This is a genomic window from Sorangium sp. So ce131 (assembly GCF_051519095.1).
Lineage (GTDB): Bacteria > Myxococcota_A > Polyangia > Polyangiales > Polyangiaceae > Sorangium.
In genome coordinates this window covers 7,850,551-7,872,054 of record NZ_CP150455.1, presented here as the reverse complement: position 1 = coordinate 7,872,054, position 21,504 = coordinate 7,850,551, and the positions used below count along the sequence as shown (strand labels likewise).

Here is a 21,504-nt window from a genome sequence, read left to right as displayed (position 1 = left end):
TCCCGTGGGTGAGGGCCGCGCTCCTCCCCGGCAGGCGGCGCGGCCCCCCGGGTGCGTGATGCAGCCCTCGGCGCCCTGACCGCAGCTGCGGGCAACTGTACGCGAGCGCAGCAGCGCCCGACGGCGCCGGCGCGCTGCAAGGCGCCGGCGGCGACTCCACCCGATCGAGCTCACCGGGAGCCGCGCTCGCCGCCCCGCTCCGCGAGGACCTTTTCGACCACGGCGAGCCCCTTCACCGCGCGCGGGAACCCCGCGTAGACCGATACCTGCATGACCGTCTCGACGATCTCCTCGCGCGTGCAACCGACGTTGAGCGCGTAGCGGATGTGGTTGCCGAGCGGCACCTCCGAGTCGCCCACGGCCGCCAGGGCGGCGACGGCGGTCAGCAGCCGAGTCCGCAGGTCGAGGCCCGGGCGTCGAACACAGCGTGGCTCACGGTCCTTCTCCTGGCGAATGGGATCGCAGCGTTGCGGAGCGGATGTTATGCCGCGAGCCAGAGATTGCAACGTTGCTGTAGGAACGATCGCAGGGCGCGCGATCGGCGCAAACGAGCGGACAGGATCGTGATCAAAAAGCTGCTGTCCGGGAATCTCGTCGACTCAAACCCGTAGAGCGGCGGAGCGCGCGGGTATCCTTCTGATTCACTTATCCATCTTGAGCAAATCCCGCGGCTCGGACGGTCCGCCATGGAGAATTACGATGCGCATGACTCGCTTGCTTGGGTGCTTGTCCGCTTCGTTCGCATGCTGCCTGGTCGCCTGCACCGTCGGGTCGCTTGAAGAGGAGTACAGCGACTCCCTGGAGTCCGAGCTGAGCAGCCCGGACTCCGCGCTCACGGCGGAGCTCGCGATCCAGTCGCAGTGGGGCAGTGGGTACTGCGCGAACGTGACGATCACGAACGCGAGCGCCGCCCGGACCACCGGCTGGGGCGTGGTCGTCGGGCTGAACGGATCGACGGTGAGCAGCGCGTGGAACGCGCGCACCTCGCCGTCGGGCGGGCAGCTCAGCGCCACCAACGAGTCCTACAACGGAGGGCTGGCCCCGCGCGACGCGACGAGCTTTGGTTTCTGCGCGAACGGCACCGGCAGGCCCACGCTCGTCTCGGTCACCGGCAGCGGCGGATCGAGCACCAGCGCGAGCTCTTCCTCCAGCAGCAGCTCGAGCTCGTCCTCGAGCTCCTCGTCGAGCAGCGGCGCGGGCGGCGCCGGTGGTGCGGGTGGCGCTGGCGGTTCGGGCGGCGCGGGGGGCTCAGGCGGCGCCGGCGGCGCTGGTGGTTCGGGCGGCGGGGGCGGCTCCGGCGGCGGGACCTCGACGGGCGCCAAGTTCGTGGGCAACATCACGACGAACGGCGCGGTGCGCGACGGCTTCGCGAGGTACTGGAACCAGATCACGCCCGAGAACGAGGGCAAGTGGGGCGACGTCGAGAGGTCCCGCGGCGTGAAAGACTGGAGCAAGCTCGACGCGATCTACAGGTACGCGCAGACGAACAACATCCCGTTCAAGGGGCACACCTTCGTGTGGGGCAGCCAGCAACCGAGCTGGATAGCGAGCCTCTCCAGGGCGGATCAGCAAGCCGCCGTGAAGGACTGGATGCGGTCGTTCTGCGCGCGCTACCCCCAGGTGAAGTACATCGACGTCGTGAACGAGCCGCCGCCCCACACCACGCCCTCGTACAAGGACGGCATCGGCGGCGACGGCGGCAGCGGCTACGACTGGATCGTCAACTCGTTCAAGTGGGCGCGCGAGTACTGCCCGGGCGCGGTCCTGATCCTCAACGACTACAACAACATCGAGTACGAGGGCGATCACAACAACTTCATGAGGATCGCGAGGGCGGTGATCAACGCGGGCGCCCCGGTCGACGCCCTCGGCGCGCAGGCCCACGACGCCTACAAGCTGAGCACTCCCACCGTGAAGGGGTTCATCGACAGGCTCGCCTCGCTGGGCAAGCCCGTGTACATCACCGAGTACGACATCGGCATCGCGAACGACGAAGAGCAGCGCAGGGTGATGGAGAGTCAGTTCACGATGTTCTGGAACCACCCCGAGGTCAAAGGCATCACGCTCTGGGGGTACATCGTGGGCGCCACCTGGAGGGCCAACACCGGCCTCCAGCAGCCGAGCGGCGCCATGCGGCCGGCCATGACCTGGCTCATGAACTACCTCGGCCGCCGCTGACGGGCCGCTGCGCCGTCCGCGCGGGCGGCGCTCCGGTGACGATTTCCTGAATCCTCCGTCCCGCGCCGGGGCTTCTCCCGGGTGACAGGACGGAGGAGCTCATGAAATGTAACGTCGGGAAGATGGATCGCCTGTTCCGTGGCCTGGGCGCGCTCGCCCTCTTTGCGTGCGCCTGGGCGGCGCCGCTGCCGCTCGCGGCGCGCCTCGCCGCGTTCGGCCTGCCGGGCGTCTACGTGATGTTCACGGCCCTCGCGGGCACGTGCCTCGGGTACACTCTCCTGGGCAGGTCGAGCTGCCCTGCCCCTCGCGGCTGAGGCGCTGCATGGAAGCGTCGACCCCCCACGACACCGTGCTCGCGGCCGCGGCGCGCGGCGACGACGGCGCGCTGGAGCTGCTCGTCCGCGCCTACCACGACCGCGTGTACCGCTTCGGGCTGCGCGTGTGCCGCGACGCCTCCGACGCGGACGACGCGGTCCAGGAGGCCTTCACGAAGCTCGCCCGCCGGCCCGACGTCGCGAGCCACCCGGGGGTGCTCTCCTGGCTGATGACGGTGGTGCGGAACCTGTGCTTGCGCATGCTGCGCCCGTTCGCGCGGGAGCGCGCGCGCCTCGGCGAGCGCGTGGACGACGCCGACGCCGACGTCGTCCACGCGCTCGCCGAGCTCGACCCCCAGGCGGCGCTCGAGCGCTGGCGGCTCGTGCGGGCCGTGCACGAGGCGATCGCCGGCCTGGAGCCGCCCTACCGGGAGGTGCTCGTGCTGCGCGACGTCGAGGGGCTGACGGGCGAGGAGGTCTGCGCGACGCTGGGGCTCAGCGAGGCGGCCATGAAGAGCCGGCTCCACCGGGCGCGGCAGGCCGTGCGCACGGAGATCCTCCGGCGGGACGCGCCGCCGGCCGCGCGGGGAGGGTAGGGGGATGCTCGCGAGCAGGAGCGTCGCGGCGCACCTCGCGCGCGGGGCGATCGGCTTCGGGGCCCTCGCGCTCGCGGTGCACCTCGCGCCAGCGTCCCCGTGGGCGGCGATCGCGCTGGTCGCCGTCGCGCTCGCGGCGCTGCGCGGCTGCCCGACGTGCTGGACGCTCGGGCTGATCCAGACCGTCCTCGCCAGGGCGCGCGGGCGGCGCGCCGAGGGGAGCTGCGAGGATGGCAGCTGCGCGCCGAATCGACCTTGAGGCGCCCGCGGCCCGACGCGCGGCGCCCGGAGCGTTCCCGTGAGCAGGAACCTCTGCTAGGCCCTGCCCCGGACTCCATGGAACGAGGTCATCCCCATCCCGCACCTCCACCGCCGCGGCCGGCGCGCCGCCCGAGGGCGCGCGGCTGGCTCGCGGCGTGGGGGCTGGCCTTCGGCGCCGTCGCCCTCGCGTCGACGGCGGCCGCGCAGACGGCGGGGGAGCCTGCGGCGCCGCTCCCGTCGCCGGCCGCGCCGGCCGCGCCCTACGCCGCGCCGGGGCTCCCGCCGGGGGCGACGTGGGAGGAGGCGCTCGCCGCGTACGAGGCCCGCATCGCCGGGATCGAGCGCCAGCTGCGCCTGCTCGATCAGGCCGGCTCCGACGAGGAGAGAAATGGGGCCAGGAGGCGCAGGCTCGAGCTGGATCTCGAGGCGACCGAGGAGGAGCTCGGCGAGTTCATGGAGCGGACGACGGAGCGGCGCAGCGCCGTCCTGATGTTCTCCGGGCTCGGCGTCGCCATCCTCGGAGGGGTCGCCCTGGTCAGCGGCGTTGTCCTGATCGCGGCGACGCACGATCGCCCCGTGGGCGCAGACGAGCGCCGCGACGGATACGATGAAGCGGTCGCAACAGCGCTCGTCGGGGGCGCCGCGGTCGCCGTCGGCCTGCCGCTCTACGTGATCGGCAAGCAGAGGGTGCGGAAAGGCCCCGAGTCCGGCGAGCCTGCCGCCGCGGCGCGCCTCCTCGTCGGTCCGGGCGCCGTCGCCGCGCCGGGCGGCGCAGGGGCCCTGGGCGTGGGGCTGCGCGTGGCATTCTGAGCGCCCGCTGCGCGCGGGCTGCGCGCGCCGCCGGAGGTGGATCGCGCCGTGTGTGCGCGTCGAGGCGAGCTGGTCCTCTCGGGGGGTGAGGCCTGGCGCGGGGCGGATCCCGCTGTTCCGCCTCGGGGAGGGCGCATAGCCTGAGAGCGTCGCCCTGCGGCGCGCCGCGAGACCACGCCGGAACGCGCACCGAGAAGGAAGATCGCATGAACCCGTATGCACCTCCGACCGCACCCACCGAGCATCGCCCCGCGCCCGGCGAGCAGATCAGCCCGGAGCGGCGCGCCGAGATCCAGCGGCAGCTGAAGCGCCTCAACACGATGAGCTTCGCGTTCGGGTTGCCGGGGCTCGTGCTGCAGTCGATCGGCCGCACGACGGAGAACGTGCTCCTCTCGGCCGGCGGGGCGGTCCTGTTCATCATCGCCCTCGTGAACTACGCGAAGATGCGCGGCCGGAACGGCGCCCTTGGCCTCCTCGGCCTGTTCACCTGCGTCGGCCTCGCGATCCTCTACTTCCTGCCGAAGCTCTGCCTGAACTGCCAGGCGAAGCACCCGTACCGCGCCAAGCAGTGCGAGCGCTGCGGCGCGCCGCTCGGCTCCTGAGCGGGGCTCGCGCAGCGCTCGGCTCCTGAGCGGGGCTCGCGCAGGGGGAGCGCGAGGGCGGCCGCCCGAACACCGAGGTGCCGTGAAGGAGAGCGTTATCCTGCCGGTGACGCGGGCCGTGAGCCGCGCGCGTGCGCCGCGGTCGCCGCTCCGCCGCCGAGGGCGCCGCGCTCCGGCAGGACCGTCGGCCGGCGCCATCGTCGCGCCCTGCCGAGCGCCGGCGATGCCTATTCCGAGCTCACGGCCGCGCGCGCCCGCACCAGCGCTCGAGCGCGTCCCCGAGGTCGGCCATGCGCCACGCGCGCCGCGCCGCGTCGCTCGCCCAGGCGACATGGCCGTCCGGCCTCACGAGGAGCGCCTCGACGCCGGCGAGCTCGCTCTCCCGGTCGGCGACCGTCGCGCGGACGAGCTCGACGCGATCCCGCCGCGCCCCGACCGCGGCCTCGATCCGCGCGTCGCCGACCAGGTCGAGCAGCACGTACCGGCCCGCGTGGAGCAGCTCGTACAGGCGCGTCGCGCCGCGCGCCGTCTCGAGCCCGCGGTCGGGCGCCCTCCGGCCGGACAGGGCGTGCGCCGCCGCGCCCTCGGCGGGCGGATACGCGACGTCGAGCGCGCTGATCTGCCCGGCGAGGTGCCTGTTCACCACATCCATGGAGAGCAGCTCGCTCATCACGCCCCGGAGCGAGAGGCCGGGCCCTGACACGTCGAGCAGCCTGGTCTGCGCCTCGGTGTTGCGCAGGAGCGCCTGGCCGACGGGGTGGCGCTCGTCATGGTAGCTGTCCAGCAGGTGGGGCGGCGCCCAGCCCTTGACCGCGGCGGCGAGCTTCCAGCCGAGGTTCGTCGCGTCCTGCAGCCCCACGTTGAGCCCCTGCCCGCCGGCCGGGAAATGCATGTGCGCGGCGTCACCCGCGAGGAACACGCGCCCGACGCGGTAGCGCTCGGCCAGCCGCGTCGCGTTGCCGAAGCGGGACAGCCAGCGCGCGCGGCGCATCCCGAAGTCCGTCCCGAGGATCCGCTGCACGGAGGTCCGCAGCTCGTCGAGCGTGACCGGCTCGGACTTGCTCGCGTGCATCCGCAGCGGATCGAACACGACGAAGCGGTAGAGCCCGCCGCCGAGCGGCGCCGCCAGCACTGCGCCGTGGGGGCCCGTGCGGGGAGCTGGCCTGCCTGCGCCCTCCGCGATCTCGACGTCGCCGAGGAGAGCCGTCAGCGTCGCGTCGCTCCCCGGGAAGCCGACGCCGATCGCGCGCCGCACCACGCTCGCGGCCCCGTCGCAGCCCACGACGTAACGCGCGCGCCCGCGGAGCCGCCCCTCGGGGCCCTGGATCCACAGCGCGACGCCTCCCTCGCTCTCCGCGACCTCGACGACCGCGTGCCCGCGCAGGATCTCGGCCCCCAGCTCGCGCGCCCGCTCCTCCAGGAGCTCTTCCGTCTGCACCTGGGGCAGGAACAGCGTGTACGGGTGCCGCGTGTCGAGGCGCGAGAAGTCGAGCCGCGGCTCGAGCAGCGCGAAGTGCCCAGCCGGGACCGGCGCTCCGCGGCGCAGGAAACGATCGATGATCCCGCGTTGATCGAAGATCTCGAGGCTCCTAGGGTGCAGCGTGAGCGCGCGCGACTGCTCGGTCGGCGCCGCGAGCTGCTCCAGCACACACACCCGGACCCCCGCGAGCGCGAGCTCGCACGCCAGCATCAGACCGACCGGACCTCCGCCCACGACGAGCACGTCAGCGTCCACCGCCATTGAGACCTCCAGGGCCAAGAACTTGAACACCGTTAGAGTAAATCGAACGGTGTTAGAGTCAAGGCGGCGGCCCGTCGTGCGGGCTCGAAGCGCCATGGCATCCCCGCTGGAGCGGGTAGAGTCGCGCATCGAGCGTGGGTCCCCGCGGTCCGGCCCCGCCCTGCAAAGGAGACTTCGATGAGCCGCTACCCTGACCATGAACCTGCGTGTGTGGACTCGCCCGCGGACGCGATCGAGCTCGTCATCGACGCGCGCCCCCGCGACCTGGGCGGCTTCACCGTGCGCCGCGTGCTGCCGTCGATCCGCCGCCGCCTCGTCGGCCCCTTCGTCTTCTTCGATCACATGGGTCCGGCGAGCTTCGCTGCAGGGGAGGGGATCTCGGTGCGCCCTCACCCGCACATCGGGCTCGCGACGCTGACCTACCTGTTCGAGGGGGAGATCCTCCACCGCGACAGCCTCGGCACCGCGCAGCTGATCCGCCCTGGCGACGTCAACTGGATGGTCGCCGGGCGCGGCATCGTCCACTCCGAGCGCGGCGACCCGGCTCGGCTGGCGGAGGAGACGCGCCTCCACGGCGTCCAGTGCTGGATCGCGCTGCCGGTGGAGCACGAGGAGCACGCTCCCCGCTTCGAGCACCACCCCGCGGCCACGATCCCCGTGGTCACCCGGCCCGGCGCGTCGCTGCGCGTGATCGCGGGGGAGGCGTACGGCGCGCGCTCGCCGGTCGGCGTCCTGTCGCCGACGCTCTACGTGCACGCCGAGCTCGACCCGGGCGCGGCGCTCCCGCTGCCCGACGGCCACACGTCGTGCGCGGCCTACGTGATCGAAGGGGCCGTCGGCTGCGACGGCCAGCGGTTCGAGGAGGGGGCGATGCTCGTGTTCCGCGCCGGAGCGCCGGCGGTGCTGCACGCGCTCTCCCGGAGCCGCGTGATGCTGCTCGGCGGCGCCCCGCTCGACGGCGAACGCCACGTCGTGTGGAACTTCGTCTCGAGCTCACGGGAGCGCATCGAGCGCGCGAAGCAGGACTGGAAGGCCGGGCGCTTCCCCAAGGTCCCGGGCGACGAGGTCGAGTTCATCCCGTTCCCTGACGCCTGAGGGCGCCGCCGGCGCCGACGCGGCGTTCCGTCCACCTCCATCGAGCGGGGGCTGTTCACGAAACGGCTTGACCTGCACCGCGGCGCTGTCCTACATATTTAGAAAATGAAAATCATTTTCAATTCGGCGTGGGATCTGGCGGGTTCCGCGGGTGGGCTGGTGGCCCGCGATTTCGGGCGGCAGGTGGCGGGTCGAGGCGCTGGTCGGCGCGTATTTCCCGGCGTCGGGTGCAGAGGGGGGAGGTGGTCGTGAGGGAGCCGGCGGCGCCGGGATTGCTCGGTCGCGGCCGCCCGGCGGCTCTCCAGCGTTGGGAGAACGACGAGCCGCGGCGCGGCGCGGAGCGGGCGGGCTCGCTCGCGCGCGCGAGGAGCCCGCTCGGGCTCGCCGGCCCGCGGCCGTGGCACTGCTCGCCGCGTGTCCTCCGGATGATCGCGGCGCTCGCGCTCTCCCGCGAGGAGATCGGCGTCCTGGTGGGAAGAGAGGACTGCGGTGAGGCCGCCGAGGAGCTCTCCGGCGAGGTGTTGCGCGTGCTCATCGACCGCGTGATGACGAGCGCCCGCGCGGCGCGCCGGCTCGCGGGCGCGCTCGATGCCGCGCTCGTCGCCGGGTCCCAGGTGTGCAGGCACCCTGGGCTCTGCGTCGCGGAGCTCGCGGCGCGCTGGGCGGGCGCACGCGCCGCAGCATCATCGACGGAGGCGGCGGCGCTGCTGTGGGCGAGCGCGCGAATGCCGGGATCGCCGATGCGCTTCCTGGAAGAGCGGATCGCCGATGATATCGAGATGCGCGCGCTCCGGGCCATGGCGGTTTCGGCGAGCACGGCCAGCGCGGCTCGCTGGTCGAGCGCGAGGCGACCGGCGCGCCGCGCGGGCGAGCGACGGAGCGAACGAGGCTTCGAGGACGTCGCCCTCGTCCGGCGAGGACGGCAGCGGTCGGTGGGCTGACTGTGGTTGGCGCGCTTTGATTGTGGTCGTCGCGCTCTGACTGTGGTCGGTGCTTCGTATTCGCCTGGCGCGCCGGGCGCCAACCGAGATGAGTTCGCGGGGTAGGGGCGATTCCTTTCCCGGTTCGATTCATACCTTGATCTGGTTGGCCGCCTGACCAGGAGCAGCGCAGTTCCGTCGGAGGCGGAGTAGCGGCCCGTCGATGTGTGACGGTGACGGTGAGGGGGCCGGCGTGGCATCCTGATCCTGAGCGCTTGTGCTCCGGGAGCCAGCCGATCGCGCATGACACCAATGAATACGAGTGACGAGCTGACGCAGCTGCGCCGGCGGGTCGAGGAGCTCGAGAGGAGCGAGGCGCGCTACCGGGGTATCTTCGAGAGCTCCCCGATCTCCCTCTGGGAGGAGGACTGGTCTGCGGTCAGGCAGCACCTCGACCGGATCATCGCGTCGGGCGTCACCGATCTGGACGCGCACTTCCGAGCCCATATCGACGACGTCTTCACGGGCATCGGGTTGGTGAAGATCCTCGACGTGAACAAGGCCACGCTGGAGCTTTGCCGCGCCGCGAGCAAGGAGCAGATCCTCGCCGGGCTGTCGGTCATCTTCGTCGAGGCCGCGGTGGCGACCTTCCGCCGCGAGCTCGTCGCCCTGGGGAACGGGGCGACGTCCTTCGAGGAAGAGTCCTTCATCTCCACGCTCGACGGTGAGCTGAGGACCGTCACGCTCCGGCTCGCGATGAGCGCGGGCGCCGAGCAGACGTGGGAGCGCTGTTTCGTGTCGCTCCTGGACATCACGGATCGCAAGCGGGCCGAGGAAGCGCTGCGCCAGAGCAAGGAAGAGACGATCCGCGCGCAGATGACCATGCTGGTGCAGCTGTCCACGCCGGTGATCCCCATCAGCGACGACGTCATCGTCATGCCGCTCATCGGAGCGATCGACCGGGCCCGGATGCAGCAGGCCACGGGCGCGCTGCTGGACGAGCTGACACGGCGCCAGGCGAGGGTCGCCATCCTGGACATCACCGGCGTCCCGGGGATGGACGCGGAGGCCACCCAGGGGATCCTCCAGGCGGCGAGCGCGGTGCGGCTGCTCGGGGCGAAGGTGGTGCTGACGGGGATCCGCCCGGAGGTCGCGCGGTGCCTCGTCGATCTCGGCTCCGACCTGCCCGACATCGTGACCCGCGGAACGCTGCAAGCCGGGATCGCGTACGCGATGCAGGGCGGCGTGCGGGCGCGGTGATTGCGCGGGACCTCGCCAGAGCGAGGGGTCGCTGGGAGCGGAGAAGCGCCTGCGGTGAGCCGGCGCCGCGCTGTGCTCGCGGCAGAGGTGGCTTCGAGGACGATCCTGGGCGAAGTCGCGCACCCCCGCTGAGCGGCGGCCCGCAGCCGGCGCGAGGTATCGCTCTGACGGGCATCAAGACCGTAAATATCATCGATGAAGTGACTAGTTTCACGAGCACCAGGGTGCGGCCAGCGCGGGTCGTATTCATCGCCACTTCCTGGAGACTACCGGCGTGCGCGGATGGCGGCGATCTCACCGAGATCGAGCAGATCTTTGGCCCGACCGGCCGCGCGCTTTGCGCGTTCAAGTGCGTCAAGCCCCAAGATTCGCACCGCAGCCCCGTAGAGCTGGATTTCCTCCGAGCCCTGCACCACGTCGTCAAAGCTACCTACTCCGGGCACTTCGCCCAGCAGGTCCACCGCGCCTATATCTGTGCTCAGTGTGAAGTTGAGCCCGCTCCACAGCGTCTGCTCGTCCCAGAAGAAGGGCAGCTCAGGAGGAAATCCGCGGAGCGTCGGATGGAATGGGGCCAGCGCGTGCGCGAGGTGACGCAAGTTCTCGCGGGTGCGCGAGTAGCAGAGATCGATATCGTTGGTCGTGCGGCTCGAGCCTTGGATCACCAGCGCGAGCCCGCCGATGATCACGAAGTCGACGCGCTCGCCGGTGAGCGCCTCAACGATGCGCCGGAAGTCGGTGACCATGGGCTGCCTTTGCCTCTTCGATGAATTCCAGCGCCTTCCGCATCCGCTCGACCCTTTCTGTGGGAGTCAATCGGAGGTTCTCGGCAATGAGCGATGGATCAACCCCGGAAGGGATTCTTTCAAGGATCCGCTGGTCCCAGCTCTTCTCGGCGTCGAACGTGTCAGCCTCTGTCGGTTCGGCTTGGCGGTCACGCATCGGATCGGGCTCCTGACCCACTCTACCATGGCGGCAACACTTGACGACAGCGAGCGAGCATGCGTCCCCAGGACGACCGTCGGGCGTCACCCTGACTACGTACGCCCGTCGCAGTCGTCCCGCTTCGGACGGCAGAGTTCGCGTGGCTCCGCGCTGCGCCTTCACGGCGGCGCCTCTCCGGCTCCTCCGGGCGGAGCGCGGCGCCCCGGGCGCCGGCTCGCCCGCGCCTTGGCGTCGCGCCGCGCGAGGGCCTGGGCGAGGCCCTCGGCGAGCGTTGCGGCGGTGGTGAGGGCGCCGAGGTCGACGCCGAGCTCGACCAGGGTCTGCGCCATGGAGGGCGAGACGCCGACGATGGTGCACGCGGCGCCGAGCAGGCGGGCGGCGGAGGCGGCCTTGAGCAGCTGCGCTGCGGCCTGGGCGTCGAGCGCGGGCACGCCGGTGATGTCGACGAGCACCTCCGCGGCCTGCTGGGCGGCGATGGCCTCCAGCAGGCGCTCGAGGAGCTGGCCTGCCCGCGCGTCGTCGATCATGCCGACGAGCGGAACGCAGAGCACGCCGTCGCCGACGCGGATGACCGGAATGCTCATGGCCTGGATCGCGTCGCGCTGCGCCTCGATGAGCCGCACGGTCCGCTCCAGCTCCAGGTTCCGCGCTTCCAGCGACGCGCGGAGCGCTTGCTGCTCCTCGAACAGCGCCTCGTACTTGCGCTGAATCGTGGCCCCCTCCGGAACGGAGAAGCTGAACATCATGATCTCCAGGAGGCGCCCCTCGGCGTCGCGCACCGGCACCCCGTAGGCGCAGACCCAGTGCGCCACGCCCCCTTTCTCCGAGACCTCGTCGACCTTTCGGGTGTCGTAGAAGTTCGGGGGGAGCGCGAGCTCCTCGCCGCGGAAGAGCCGCTCCACGTAGGGCTTCATGCCGTTTCTCTCGGTCTCCCGGTCCTCTAGCTGGTTGAAGCTCGACCTCAGGAAAGCGGCGGCCGGCACCTGCCAGAGCCTCTCCCACCCGGGGTTGACGTCGCGTGGCCTCCCGTCGGGATGGTAAAGGCACACGCTGATGTCGCGCGCCCTCATCACCGTGCGCCACCGATGGGCGTCCTCGCGGAGCGCTCCGGCCTCGCGCTCCAGCGCCTCCAGCCTGCGGCGAAGCTCTGCCCGCTCCTCGTCCCCCTCGTTCCCCATGCGACGGAGTCTCGCCCGAGACGCGCAGCGCCGTCCAGCCATGGGAGGACACGCGTGCTCGCTGCGCGCGTGGTCAAAAACGAGCGATCACAGGGGCGTCTCTCCGGCCCTTCCGGGTGAACCGCGGCGCCCCGGGCGCCGGCTCGCCCGCGCCTTGGCGTCGCGCCGCGCGAGGGCCTGGGCGAGGCCCTCGGCGAGCGTGGCGGCGGTGGTGAGGGCGCCGAGGTCGACGCCGAGCTCGACCAGGGTCTGCGCCATGGAGGGCGAGACGCCGACGATGGTGCACGCGGCGCCGAGCAGGCGGGCGGCGGAGGCGGCCTTGAGCAGCTGCGCTGCGGCCTGGGCGTCGAGCGCGGGCACGCCGGTGATGTCGACGAGCACCTCCGCGGCCTGCTGGGCGGCGATGGCCTCCAGCAGGCGCTCGAGGAGCTGGCCGGCCCGCGCGTCGTCGATCATGCCGACGAGCGGAACGCAGAGCACGCCGTCGCCGACGCGGATGACCGGAATGCTCATGGCCTGGATCGCGTCGCGCTGCGCCTCGATGAGCTGCACGGTCCGCTCCAGCTCCAGGTTCCGCGCCTCCAGGGACGCGCGGAGCGCTTGCTGCTCCTCGAACAGCGCCTCGTACTTGCGCTGGATCGTGGCCCCCTCCGGAACGGAGAAGTGGAACATCACGAGCTCCCTCGGGCGCTCGTCGGCGTCGCGCACCGGCACCCCGTAGCAGCAAATCCAGTGCGCCACGCCCGCCTTGTCCGCCACCACCTCGACCTTGCGGGTGTCGTAGAACATCGGCGGGAGCGCGACCTCCTCGCCGCGGAAGAGCCGCTCGATGTAGCGCATGGCGCCGCTCCTCTCGGTCTCCTGGTCCTCCAGCGCGTTGAAGGAGGACGCCAGGAAAGCGGCTGCAGGCGCTTGCCAGAGCTTCTCCCACCCTGGGTTGACGTCGCGTGGCCTCCCGTCGGGGCGGTAGAGGCTCACGCTGATGTCGCGCGCCTTCATCAGCGCGCGCCACCGGCGCGCGTCGTCCCGGAGCGACCCGACCTCGCGCTCCAGCGCCTCCAGCTTGCGGAGAAGCTCGGCCCGATCCTCGTCCTCCTCTCGTCCCATACGGTGGAGTCTCGCCCGAAACACGCAGCGCCGTCCAGCCGCCGGAGGGCTCCTCGTCCACCCGCCCGCTCGCGCCGCCGGCGAACCACAGCACCACCGGCGCGAGCATCAGAGAGACATCGGCAGCGGCTCGCCCTCCCGCGCGAGGTAGGACACGACGACGACCTTTCCATCGGACGGATCGCTGACAGGCATCGCGAAGAAACCACCGTTCCACGGCTTCTTCTGCGGATCCATGAATGCGCCCTGAACGAACCGCTGGAACTGCTCGAGATCCGCGTGCTCCGTCTCGATGCGGCACATCGAGCTGCGGCACTCGAGCGAGCGCAGGGACGAGCTGTCGGGGAGCGCGGCGCTCAGCTTGTCGCGCGCCGTCTCGCGCGCGGCGGCGGTCCACTGCGCGTCGATCCCTTCCCCCGCGAACACGTCCTGAAGCCGCTCGCTCACCTCGGCCATGGTGGCGGTCCGCTGCTCGGCGGCCGCGGGCCCCTCGGGCTCATCGCCGGGCTGCGTCGGCGCGGCGGCTCGCTCCTCAGGCGCCGGCGGGGGCGCGGGAGACGTCCGCTCGGCCGCCTCGATCCGGCGCGCGAGGCGCCGCACGGCGGCGGCGCTGGCCGCCTCGCTCCGCGCCTCGTCGAGGTCGCGCGACAGCGCGCCCATGTCGTCGCGCATGCGCGCGATCTCTTCCTGCTGGCGCCCTCGCTCGAGCACGAACATCGTCGCTGCGCCGATCGCCGCCGCGGCGAACGCGCCCTGCCAGATCCTCTTCATGGATACCTCCGTTGCGCGGCAAACAGCGCCTTTCCGCGGGAGCCCCCCGGCTCCCACGGAAAGGCGCGGTCGATCGACCTCAGTAACGGACCTGGTTCACCTGACCGCCAGGACCGACGAAGCAGGCGGCGTAGGCGGTGCTGTCGGGGTTGTAGAAGGTGCCGGGAAGCACGATGTCCTGCCGCGACCCGAAGGCGGGCAGGTTCCTGTATGCATCTCCCCAGATGCCGCCCGTGGCCCGGTCGACGCCGATCGTCGCGCACCTCACATTGCTGGCCGAGTTCGTCCCATACGCGGTCACGGTGACGTTCGCCCAGTTGTTGAACGGCCCCGGATCCATCACGAGCGGCAGAATGAGGAGCTTCTCGCTGCTGCAGTTGTTGACCATGCTGCCATACCACTCGCCGAAGCAGCCTGCGTCCGCCGGGTTCTGGGCGCGCCCGATGAACGCGACGGTGCTGCGGGCCGAGGCGGGCAGCGCCACGGCGGCCAGGGCGACGGCGGAGGCGGCGATGAGGGCGCTCTTCACGATACGGTTCATGGGGATCTCCTTCTGAATGGCGATTCGATTCATCGCGTGATCGCGACGTTGCGCCATTCAGCACGCGCCGTGCCGGGCGGGAGATCGCCTGTTTTCACGGGATTCGCCGCGTGCGCTGCGACAGCACGGGGGCAATCTCCCGCCGCCGCCCTCGTCCGGTGCGACGCCGCGGGGACATCGGCGCGCGCGCCGCACCGGAACACGCGCCGCGGCTGGAACACGCGCCGCGGCGGAGCGCCTCACAGCGGGATCGACGCCGAGCTCGCCCCCTGCGCCGGGACCTCGCGCCCCTCCCGCTCGCCGCGCGGCCGCTGCGTCGCGGCGTGCAGCGCGAGCCCCAGGGCCACGGTGCCGATCACGCTCAGCGCCGGGAAGTACTGCATCCACGAGGACCCGCCGCCGTGCCGCGGCCATGCGATGTTGGCGATGAGCGCGATCCCCCAGAGCACGGCCGCGGCGTTCAGCGCGATCCCGGCCCGCCCGAGCGAGAACACCTCGCCGCGGGCAGAGGCGCGCCCCGGCCAGCCGCCCAGCCTGCGGACGAGCATGCCCGACGTCACGAGCAGGTACGAGAGGTTCACGAGGAGCACGGCCGACTCGGTGATCAGCACGAACAGCTGCGCCTCGCCGTAGTTCACGACGAGCATGCCGCACGCGAGCGCGCCCACCGCGATCGCCGGCGCGACGGGCGTCCTCGTGCGCGGCGACACCCGCGACAGCGCCGCCGCGCCGGGCAGCGCGCCGTCCCGCGCCATCGAGAAGGCCAGCCGCGAGGCGCCGGTCTGGATCGCCAGCGTGCAGACGCACACCGCCAGCGCCACGTCGGCCAGGAACACCTTGCCGAGCGTCGGGCCGAGCGCGCCCACGACCACGTACGAGAGGCCCTCGGTCGACAGCCGGCCGTCCGTGAGGCTCGGCGCCGCCATGAGCGCCGCCACGATGAGCAGCGCGCCGCCCACCCCGGACGCCACGATCGCCTTCAGGATCGCCCGCGGGATGATCCGCCGCGGGCTCCGCGTCTCCTCGGCCAGCGACCCGGCCGAGTCGAACCCGTACAGCACGTAGGCGGGCATCAGCGCGGCCGCGAGCAGGCCCGCCACGCCCGTGCCCAGCGAGGACGGCGGCCCGTAGACCGGCGCCAGCACCACCTCCGGGCCGCGCACCGCGTGCAGCAGCAGCGCCCCGATCAGGAGGACCACCCCGCCGAGCTCCGCCAGCACGCCGAGGTCGTTCACGCAGGCCATGACCTTCACGCCGGCCATGTTGATCGCGGTCGTGAGCACGACGAGCCCGGCGCCGAGCAGCACCGCGTTCGCCGCGCCGTCGCGCGACGTGAGCGACGGGTCGCCGCCGAGCAGCTGGAAGCCGCCCCAGAGGCTCGGCAAGATCGCCTGCAGCGCGATCGCCGCCGCCGCGACGCTCACGACGTCGCCGACGAGCTTGAGCCACCCCGCGAGCCACCCCGGGTAGCCCGACCAGACGCGGCGGCCCCACTGGTACACCGAGCCGGCCACGGGGTAGTTCGAGCCCACCTCGGCGAGGTTGAGCGCGACCGCGAGCTGGCCCAGGAACACCACGGGCCACGTCCAGAAGAACCGCGCGCCGCCGAACGCGTAGCCGATCACGAACAGCTGGAAGACCGTCGTGAGGATCGACACGTACGAGAAGCCCGCCGCGAAGGCCGAGAGGCTGCCGAGATCCCGCTTCAGCTCCTGCCGGTAGCCGAGGCGCGCGAGGTCCTCGGCGTCGCTCCGGTCCGCCGCCGCCGCGGCCGCCTCGCTCGATCCAACGTCCACCTGCGCCATGCCCGCGCTCCTTTCGCTCCCGCCGCCTTCGCCGCCGCCCTCGTCCCTCGCGCCGCGCCGCGGCGCCCCGCGGCCGCCCGGCGCCCCCGTCGCGATCGCGCTACACATCGGCCGACACCCCCACGAGCGCCTGGCCCGCGCTGACCATCTGGCCCGGCCTGCAGCCGATCCAGTCGACCGCGCCGGCCACCTCGGCCACCACGGCGAACTCCATCTTCATCGCCTCGAGCACGGCGACGCGCTGCCCGGCCTCGACGCGCTCCCCGGGCTCCACGTCGACCTTCCACACGCTCGCCGTGAGCGGCGCCGTGACCGGCGAGAGCCCGGCCGGGAGGCTGCCCTCCACCGCCGCCCCTGCGCCCTCGAGCCGCGCGCCCGCGCGGCGCACCCGGTCGAACTCGCCGTCGGCCTCCCACCGCGCGCGCTCGGCGTCGAACGCGGCCCGCTGCCGCGCCTGCGCCACGCGGATGCCCGCCGCGTTCTCGGAGAGGAAGTGGTGGTGCGCTCCGAGGTCGAACGTCGCCTCCTCGATGTGCACCTCGCCGCGGCCGGCCACCATGTCGGCCCGGAGCTCGAGCAGCTCCTCCGGCGACACGAGGTGGAAGCGGAGCTGGTCGAAGAACCTGAGCAGCCACGGGCGCTCGCGCGTCGTCTGGCGGAACGGCCGGTGGCGGCTCCACACCGGCACGGTGCGGCCGAGGAACTGGTACCCGCCCGGCCCCTCCATGCCGTAGACGCACAGGTACGCGCCGCCGATGCCGACCGCGTTCTCGGGCGTCCAGGTGCGCGCCGGGTTGTACTTCGTCGTGACCAGCCGGTGCCGCGGGTCGATCGGCGTCGCGACGGGCGCGCCGAGGTACACGTCGCCGAGGCCGAGCACGAGGTAGCTCGCCGCGAGGAAGATCTCCTGCACGGCCGCGATGTCCGGCAGCCCGTTGACCCGGCGGATGAACTCCAGGTTGCTCGGGCACCAGGGCGCGTCGTCACGGACCGCGCGCTGGTAGCGGGCGATCGCCTCGCGCGTCGCCGGGTCGTCCCAGCTGAGCGGCATGTGGACGATGCGGCTCGGGATCCGGACCTCCTCCGGGGCGGGCAGGTCGGCCTCGACCTCGCGGAGCAGGTCGATCGCCTTCGCCACGGTGAGCCGCGCGCCGTCGACGTGCACCTGGAGCGAGCGGATGCCGGGCGTCAGGTCGACCACGCCGGGCACGCGCAGCTCCTCGAGCCGCGTCATGAGCAGGTGCGCGCGCACGCGCAGGTCGATGTCGAGCACGGGCGGGCCGAACTCCACGAGCACGTAGCGGTCGCCGCTCTGCCGGAAGACCACCGCGGGTCGCCCGTCGCGCTCCGGCACGCGCCCCAGCACGGGCTCGCCGCGCGGCGCGGCGGTGCCGCTTCCGGTAGCCCCGTGTGCGGCGGCGCCGTTGGCGGAGGCGCCGTTGGCGGAGGCGCCGTTGGCGGAGGCGCCGTTGGCAGCCCCGTTCGCCGCGGTGGCCCCGTTCGCCGCCGCGAGGCCGCGCCGCGCGACGAGCGCCTCGCACCGCCGCGCCAGCGCGTCGGCCTCCGCGGGCATGATCGACCGGAACCGCACCTTGTCGCCCGCGCGCAGCTGGCCGAGCTTCCACCGCTCGGCCGCGGCCACCACGAGCGGACACACGAACCCGCCGAGGCTCGGGCCGTCCGGGCCGAGGAGGACCGGCATGTCGCCGGTCAGGTCGACCGCGCCGACCGCGTAGGCGTTGTCGTGCAAGTTCGACGGGTGCAGCCCGGCCTCGCCGCCGTCGGTGCGCGCCCACGTCGGCGCGGGCCCGACGAGGCGGACGCCGGTGCGGGCCGAGTGGTAGTGCACCTCCCACTCCGCCGCGTAGAACGCCTCGATCCCCTCGCGCGTGAGGAAATCCGGCGCCCCGTGCGGCCCGTCGAGCACGCCGAGCTCCCACGACGCGCCGATCTCCGGCTGCGCCTCGCGCGGCAGCGCCGCGGGATCGAGCGCGGGGTCGACCTCCTCGCCGAGGCGCAGCACGTCGCCGGGGCGCAGCGGCCGGCCGGCGTGGCCGCCGAAGCCGCCGAGCGTGAACGTCGCGCGGCTGCCGAGGTGCGCCGGCACGTCGAGGCCCCCGCGGAAGAGCAGGTACGCGCGCGCGCCCGGCCCCCGCACCGGCCCGCAGGTCAACGTCGCGCCCGGCGCGACCTCGACCGGCGTCCACGGCGGGACCTCGACGCCGTCGACGAGCACGCGCATCGCCGCGCCCGCCGCGCAGACGACCGCGCGCCGGTGGAACACCAGCGTGGGCCCGTGCACCTCGCACTCGAGCCCCGCGGCGCCGGCCGGGTTGCCCACGACGCGGTTGCCGAGCCGGAAGGACAGGTCGTCCATGGGGCCGCTCGGCGGAACGCCGACCGACCACAGGCCGAGCCGCCCCGGCCAGTCCTGCACGGTCACCGCGCCCGGCGCCGCGGTCACCTCGATCGTCGGCGGGCGGAACGGCAGCGCCGCGAACGTGCCCGTGTGGTGCCGCACCCCGCGGAAGTCGGGGTGGTCGAGCGCGGCCGCGACCCACTCGCGGTTCGTCTCGATCCCGGCGAGCCGCGTCTCCCCCACGGCCTCGCGCAGCGCCCTCACCGCCGCGGCCCGGTCCGGGCCGTGCACGAGCAGCTTCGCGAGCAGCGGGTCGTAGTGCGCCGAGACCTCGGTGCCCGTCTCGACCCACCCGTCGATCCGCAAGGGCCGCGCGCCCCCGCCGTCCGGATACCGCACCTCGGTGAGCAGCCCCGCGCTCGGCAGGAAGCCCCGCGCCGGGTCCTCGGCGTAGAGCCGCGCCTCGATCGCGTGCCCCGACAGCGGCGGATCCCCGCCCGCGAAGAACGCGGCGTCGCCCGCGGCGATGCGCAGCATCCACTCCACGAGGTCGACGCCCGCGCACAGCTCGGTGACGCCGTGCTCGACCTGGAGGCGCGTGTTGACCTCGAGGAAGTAGTGCTCGCCGCGGGCCGGATCGACGAGGAACTCGACGGTTCCCACGTTGCGGTAGGCGACCCTGGCGGCGAGCGCGCGGGCCGACGCCGCGAGCGCCGCGCGCAGCCGGGCGGGCAGGTCGGGCGCGGGCGCCTCCTCGATGACCTTCTGGTTGCGCCGCTGCACCGAGCAGTCGCGGTCGCCGAGCACGAGCACGTTGCCGCGCCCGTCGCCGGCGATCTGGACCTCCACGTGCCGGGGCGCGGCGAGGAAGCGCTCGAGGAAGACGTCGCCCGAGCCGAAGTTCGCGCGCGCGAGGCGCTCCACGCGCTCGAACGCGGCCGGGACCTCCTCCGGCGCGTCGCAGCGGGCCATGCCGATGCCGCCGCCGCCGGCGCTCGCCTTGAGCAGCACGGGGTAGCCGATGGCCGCCGCCTCGGCGGCCGCGTGCGCCGCGTCCCGGAGCACGCCCGTGCCCGGCAGGAGCGGCACCCCGGCCTCGACGGCGATCTCCCGCGCCCGGTGCTTGCTCCCGAAGGCCTCCATCTGCGCCGGCGTCGGCCCGATGAAGGCCGCGCCCGCCGCCTCGACGGCGCGCGCGAAATCTTCGTTTTCGCTCAGGAATCCGTAGCCCGGGTGCACGGCGTCGGCGCCCGAGCGGACGACCGCGTCGACCACCGCGTCGACGCGCAGGTAACTCTCCGCGGGCGTCTGGCCGCCGAGGCGGACGGCGTGGTCGGCGAGCCGCACGTGCTGCGCCGCGCGGTCGGCGTCGGAGAACACGGCGACGGACTCGATCCCGAGGCGGCGCAGGGTGCGGAGGATCCGGCAGGCGATCTCGCCGCGGTTGGCGACGAGGACGCGCCGGAACGGCGGGGCGGACGGCGCGCTCATGGCCGCACCACCACCATGCGGATCGGCGTCGGGTTGAACGCGTTGCAGGGGTTGTTGATCTGCGGGCAGTTCGAGACGAGCACGAGCAGGTCGAGCTCGGCGCGCAGGTCGACGTGTTTGCCCGGCGCGGACAGGCCGTCGACGATGCCGAGCGTCCCGTCGGCCTCGACGGGGACGTTCATGAACCAGTTGATGTTGCCGACGAGGTCGCGCTTGCCGAGGCCGTACGGCGCGGCGGCCATGAGGAAGTTCTCGACGCACGCGTGCTGGTGCTTCGTGTGGTGGCCGTAGCGCACCGTGTTCGACTCGCAGGAGCAGGCGCCGCCCGAGGTGTCGTGCCGGCCGCAGCTGTCGTCGACGATCGTCATCATCACGCGGCCGCGGTTCGATCGCAGCCGGGCGCCGGTGGTGAGGAAGATGTTCCGCTGCGCCACGATCGTGTCGGCGGCGCTGTAGCGCTCGGCGGTGTCGGCGAGCACGTAGGCGAGGAAGTCGACGGCCTGGTTGCCCTCGAGGTCGACGACGCGGAGGATCTCGCCGGCGCGGACGATCTTGGCCCAGGGCGCGCGCGCCGGGACGACCTCGTCGGAGACGAGCGCGCCGGCGAGGCCCGCGAGCGCGGGGTCGCGCAGGGCGGCGACGGCCTTACGGGGCGCGGCGGGCGTCATCGCGCACCTCCCCGGAAGGCGAGGGACGAGAGGCCGAGCGCGAGCTCCTCGGCGGTGTTCTCGAAGGCGCGGCGCGCCTCCGGCGTGGCGTTGCGCGCGGGGTCGTCCGTGTCCGCCGGTCGGCCGCGCCAGGCGGTGAGGCGGACCTTGCCGGCGCGGTACGCGGGGCGCGGGTCGAGGCGGTGCGGGACGGCGGCGACGCTGACGAGCAGGTCGAGCTCGGCGCGCAGGAGCACGTGGGCGCCGGGCCGCGAGGCGTCCGGCAGGAAGGTGATCGCGCCGTCGGGCTCGATGCGGACGCCCTTGAAGAGGTTGACGGGCGGGGGCAGGTCGCGCTCGCCGAGGCCGTGTTTGGCGAGGGCGAGCAGGAGCCGCTCGCGGCCGGAGCGGAGGGCGCCGCCGTGGGCGTCGCTGCCGTAGCGGGCCTCGACCTCGCCCGGGAGCGAGGTGCCGCAGAAGGTGTCGTGGCGTCCGGCGGTGTCTTCGACCATGGAGGCGAGGACGCGCCCCATGTCCGAGAGCAGCAGGTAACCCGGGCCGGGATAGGCCTGCCACTGGAGCTTCACCGTGTCCGGGATGCAGAGCCGCTCGATGGGCCGGTCGGCGCGGTGGAGCACCAGCGCGACGCAGGTGTCGCCCTCGAGATCGACGATCCGGAGCCGGCTGCCCGCGGGCAACACGCGCGCGGCGTAGCCGCCGGCGCCGATCGTCTCCTCCCACAGGACGTCGCGCGCCTCCACGCCGGCCGGCGGGTCGCTCAGCGACGTGCTCGGCACCGTGGGTTGCGTCTCGACGACGCTGCCTTCCTGGGCGCGCGCATGCGCGCGCGCCGCGTACGTTGTAGCCGTTTCCGACATCGCCCGCC

General features: G+C 73.0%; 21 protein-coding genes. 9 read left to right on the top strand and 12 right to left on the bottom strand.

The window, feature by feature from the left end:
• Nucleotides 1-170: 170 nt before the first annotated feature.
• Nucleotides 171-506, bottom strand: coding sequence for a carboxymuconolactone decarboxylase family protein (locus WMF43_RS28705; RefSeq protein ID WP_437669384.1), 336 nt, complete (start codon nucleotides 504-506; stop codon nucleotides 171-173).
• A gap of 199 nt (nucleotides 507-705) precedes the next feature.
• On the opposite strand from WMF43_RS28705, the gene WMF43_RS28700 reads away from it, so the two are divergent.
• From WMF43_RS28700 to WMF43_RS28675, 6 genes are all read left to right on the top strand, one after another.
• On the top strand, nucleotides 706-2,178 hold the full coding sequence (locus WMF43_RS28700; protein ID WP_437669382.1) for an endo-1,4-beta-xylanase: 1,473 nt from the start codon (nucleotides 706-708) through the stop codon (nucleotides 2,176-2,178).
• Nucleotides 2,179-2,279: 101 nt separating this feature from the next.
• The gene (locus tag WMF43_RS28695) at nucleotides 2,280-2,492 is read left to right on the top strand and encodes a YgaP family membrane protein (RefSeq protein ID WP_437669380.1); all 213 of its coding nucleotides are present in this window, start codon (nucleotides 2,280-2,282) and stop codon (nucleotides 2,490-2,492) included.
• 8 nt (nucleotides 2,493-2,500) lie between these two features.
• The gene (locus WMF43_RS28690; RefSeq protein ID WP_437669378.1) at nucleotides 2,501-3,088 is read left to right on the top strand and encodes an RNA polymerase sigma factor; all 588 of its coding nucleotides are present in this window, start codon (nucleotides 2,501-2,503) and stop codon (nucleotides 3,086-3,088) included.
• Between the two features lie 4 nt (nucleotides 3,089-3,092).
• Entirely contained in the window at nucleotides 3,093-3,347 is a 255-nt protein-coding gene (locus WMF43_RS28685; RefSeq protein ID WP_437669376.1) for a hypothetical protein, read from the top strand.
• Nucleotides 3,348-3,424: 77 nt separating this feature from the next.
• Entirely contained in the window at nucleotides 3,425-4,159 is a 735-nt protein-coding gene (locus tag WMF43_RS28680) for a hypothetical protein (RefSeq protein WP_437669374.1), read from the top strand.
• 206 nt (nucleotides 4,160-4,365) lie between these two features.
• Nucleotides 4,366-4,761 carry a hypothetical protein gene (locus WMF43_RS28675; protein ID WP_437669372.1) on the top strand — a complete coding sequence of 132 codons (396 nt, stop codon included), beginning with the start codon at nucleotides 4,366-4,368 and terminating at the stop codon, nucleotides 4,759-4,761.
• Nucleotides 4,762-4,999: 238 nt separating this feature from the next.
• Here WMF43_RS28675 and WMF43_RS28670 read toward each other — a convergent pair whose 3' ends face one another.
• Nucleotides 5,000-6,496: a monooxygenase gene (locus WMF43_RS28670; protein WP_437684104.1), complete on the bottom strand. Its 1,497-nt coding sequence runs from the start codon at nucleotides 6,494-6,496 to the stop codon at nucleotides 5,000-5,002.
• A 183-nt stretch (nucleotides 6,497-6,679) separates the two neighbouring features.
• On the opposite strand from WMF43_RS28670, the gene WMF43_RS28665 reads away from it, so the two are divergent.
• The 3 genes from WMF43_RS28665 to WMF43_RS28655 all read left to right on the top strand — a co-directional run bounded on the left by WMF43_RS28665 (nucleotide 6,680) and on the right by WMF43_RS28655 (nucleotide 9,777).
• The gene (locus WMF43_RS28665; protein ID WP_437669370.1) at nucleotides 6,680-7,597 is read left to right on the top strand and encodes a pirin family protein; all 918 of its coding nucleotides are present in this window, start codon (nucleotides 6,680-6,682) and stop codon (nucleotides 7,595-7,597) included.
• A gap of 248 nt (nucleotides 7,598-7,845) precedes the next feature.
• Nucleotides 7,846-8,538: a hypothetical protein gene (locus WMF43_RS28660; RefSeq protein ID WP_437669368.1), complete on the top strand. Its 693-nt coding sequence runs from the start codon at nucleotides 7,846-7,848 to the stop codon at nucleotides 8,536-8,538.
• A 291-nt stretch (nucleotides 8,539-8,829) separates the two neighbouring features.
• Entirely contained in the window at nucleotides 8,830-9,777 is a 948-nt protein-coding gene (locus tag WMF43_RS28655) for an STAS domain-containing protein (RefSeq protein ID WP_437669366.1), read from the top strand.
• Between the two features lie 266 nt (nucleotides 9,778-10,043).
• Here the strand turns inward: WMF43_RS28655 and WMF43_RS28650 are convergent, their stop codons facing one another.
• The 10 genes from WMF43_RS28650 to WMF43_RS28605 form a co-directional block, all read right to left on the bottom strand.
• Nucleotides 10,044-10,520, bottom strand: a complete 477-nt coding sequence (locus WMF43_RS28650) for a DUF6036 family nucleotidyltransferase (RefSeq protein ID WP_437669365.1) — start codon at nucleotides 10,518-10,520, stop codon at nucleotides 10,044-10,046.
• Nucleotides 10,492-10,716 carry a hypothetical protein gene (locus tag WMF43_RS28645; protein ID WP_437669363.1) on the bottom strand — a complete coding sequence of 75 codons (225 nt, stop codon included), beginning with the start codon at nucleotides 10,714-10,716 and terminating at the stop codon, nucleotides 10,492-10,494. Before WMF43_RS28645 ends, WMF43_RS28650 begins: the two co-directional genes overlap by 29 nt.
• 161 nt (nucleotides 10,717-10,877) lie before the next feature.
• On the bottom strand, nucleotides 10,878-11,897 hold the full coding sequence (locus tag WMF43_RS28640; protein ID WP_437669362.1) for an STAS domain-containing protein: 1,020 nt from the start codon (nucleotides 11,895-11,897) through the stop codon (nucleotides 10,878-10,880).
• Between the two features lie 87 nt (nucleotides 11,898-11,984).
• Nucleotides 11,985-13,004, bottom strand: coding sequence for an STAS domain-containing protein (locus WMF43_RS28635; protein ID WP_437669360.1), 1,020 nt, complete (start codon nucleotides 13,002-13,004; stop codon nucleotides 11,985-11,987).
• Between the two features lie 108 nt (nucleotides 13,005-13,112).
• Nucleotides 13,113-13,775 carry a hypothetical protein gene (locus WMF43_RS28630; protein ID WP_437669358.1) on the bottom strand — a complete coding sequence of 221 codons (663 nt, stop codon included), beginning with the start codon at nucleotides 13,773-13,775 and terminating at the stop codon, nucleotides 13,113-13,115.
• Between the two features lie 79 nt (nucleotides 13,776-13,854).
• On the bottom strand, nucleotides 13,855-14,316 hold the full coding sequence (locus tag WMF43_RS28625; protein ID WP_437669356.1) for a hypothetical protein: 462 nt from the start codon (nucleotides 14,314-14,316) through the stop codon (nucleotides 13,855-13,857).
• 239 nt (nucleotides 14,317-14,555) lie between these two features.
• Nucleotides 14,556-16,121: an amino acid permease gene (locus tag WMF43_RS28620; RefSeq protein WP_437684102.1), complete on the bottom strand. Its 1,566-nt coding sequence runs from the start codon at nucleotides 16,119-16,121 to the stop codon at nucleotides 14,556-14,558.
• A 100-nt stretch (nucleotides 16,122-16,221) separates the two neighbouring features.
• Entirely contained in the window at nucleotides 16,222-19,971 is a 3,750-nt protein-coding gene (gene uca, locus WMF43_RS28615; protein WP_437669354.1) for an urea carboxylase, read from the bottom strand.
• The gene (locus tag WMF43_RS28610) at nucleotides 19,968-20,639 is read right to left on the bottom strand and encodes an urea amidolyase associated protein UAAP2 (RefSeq protein WP_437669352.1); all 672 of its coding nucleotides are present in this window, start codon (nucleotides 20,637-20,639) and stop codon (nucleotides 19,968-19,970) included. Before WMF43_RS28610 ends, uca begins: the two co-directional genes overlap by 4 nt.
• Nucleotides 20,636-21,496: an urea amidolyase associated protein UAAP1 gene (locus WMF43_RS28605; protein WP_437669350.1), complete on the bottom strand. Its 861-nt coding sequence runs from the start codon at nucleotides 21,494-21,496 to the stop codon at nucleotides 20,636-20,638. The genes WMF43_RS28610 and WMF43_RS28605 overlap by 4 nt, the downstream gene beginning before the upstream one ends.
• Nucleotides 21,497-21,504 lie beyond the last annotated feature (8 nt).

Coding starts and splice junctions, on each gene's coding strand:
- WMF43_RS28700 (WP_437669382.1), top strand. CDS start 706: ATGACTCGCTTGCTTGGGTGCTTGTCCGCTTCGTTCGCATGCTGCCTG.
- WMF43_RS28695 (WP_437669380.1), top strand. CDS start 2,280: ATGAAATGTAACGTCGGGAAGATGGATCGCCTGTTCCGTGGCCTGGGC.
- WMF43_RS28690 (WP_437669378.1), top strand. CDS start 2,501: ATGGAAGCGTCGACCCCCCACGACACCGTGCTCGCGGCCGCGGCGCGC.
- WMF43_RS28685 (WP_437669376.1), top strand. CDS start 3,093: ATGCTCGCGAGCAGGAGCGTCGCGGCGCACCTCGCGCGCGGGGCGATC.
- WMF43_RS28680 (WP_437669374.1), top strand. CDS start 3,425: ATGGAACGAGGTCATCCCCATCCCGCACCTCCACCGCCGCGGCCGGCG.
- WMF43_RS28675 (WP_437669372.1), top strand. CDS start 4,366: ATGAACCCGTATGCACCTCCGACCGCACCCACCGAGCATCGCCCCGCG.
- WMF43_RS28665 (WP_437669370.1), top strand. CDS start 6,680: ATGAGCCGCTACCCTGACCATGAACCTGCGTGTGTGGACTCGCCCGCG.
- WMF43_RS28655 (WP_437669366.1), top strand. CDS start 8,830: ATGAATACGAGTGACGAGCTGACGCAGCTGCGCCGGCGGGTCGAGGAG.
- WMF43_RS28650 (WP_437669365.1), bottom strand. CDS start 10,520: ATGGTCACCGACTTCCGGCGCATCGTTGAGGCGCTCACCGGCGAGCGC.
- WMF43_RS28645 (WP_437669363.1), bottom strand. CDS start 10,716: ATGCGTGACCGCCAAGCCGAACCGACAGAGGCTGACACGTTCGACGCC.
- WMF43_RS28640 (WP_437669362.1), bottom strand. CDS start 11,897: ATGGGGAACGAGGGGGACGAGGAGCGGGCAGAGCTTCGCCGCAGGCTG.
- WMF43_RS28635 (WP_437669360.1), bottom strand. CDS start 13,004: ATGGGACGAGAGGAGGACGAGGATCGGGCCGAGCTTCTCCGCAAGCTG.
- WMF43_RS28630 (WP_437669358.1), bottom strand. CDS start 13,775: ATGAAGAGGATCTGGCAGGGCGCGTTCGCCGCGGCGGCGATCGGCGCA.
- WMF43_RS28625 (WP_437669356.1), bottom strand. CDS start 14,316: ATGAACCGTATCGTGAAGAGCGCCCTCATCGCCGCCTCCGCCGTCGCC.
- WMF43_RS28620 (WP_437684102.1), bottom strand. CDS start 16,121: ATGGCGCAGGTGGACGTTGGATCGAGCGAGGCGGCCGCGGCGGCGGCG.
- uca (WP_437669354.1), bottom strand. CDS start 19,971: ATGAGCGCGCCGTCCGCCCCGCCGTTCCGGCGCGTCCTCGTCGCCAAC.
- WMF43_RS28610 (WP_437669352.1), bottom strand. CDS start 20,639: ATGACGCCCGCCGCGCCCCGTAAGGCCGTCGCCGCCCTGCGCGACCCC.
- WMF43_RS28605 (WP_437669350.1), bottom strand. CDS start 21,496: ATGTCGGAAACGGCTACAACGTACGCGGCGCGCGCGCATGCGCGCGCC.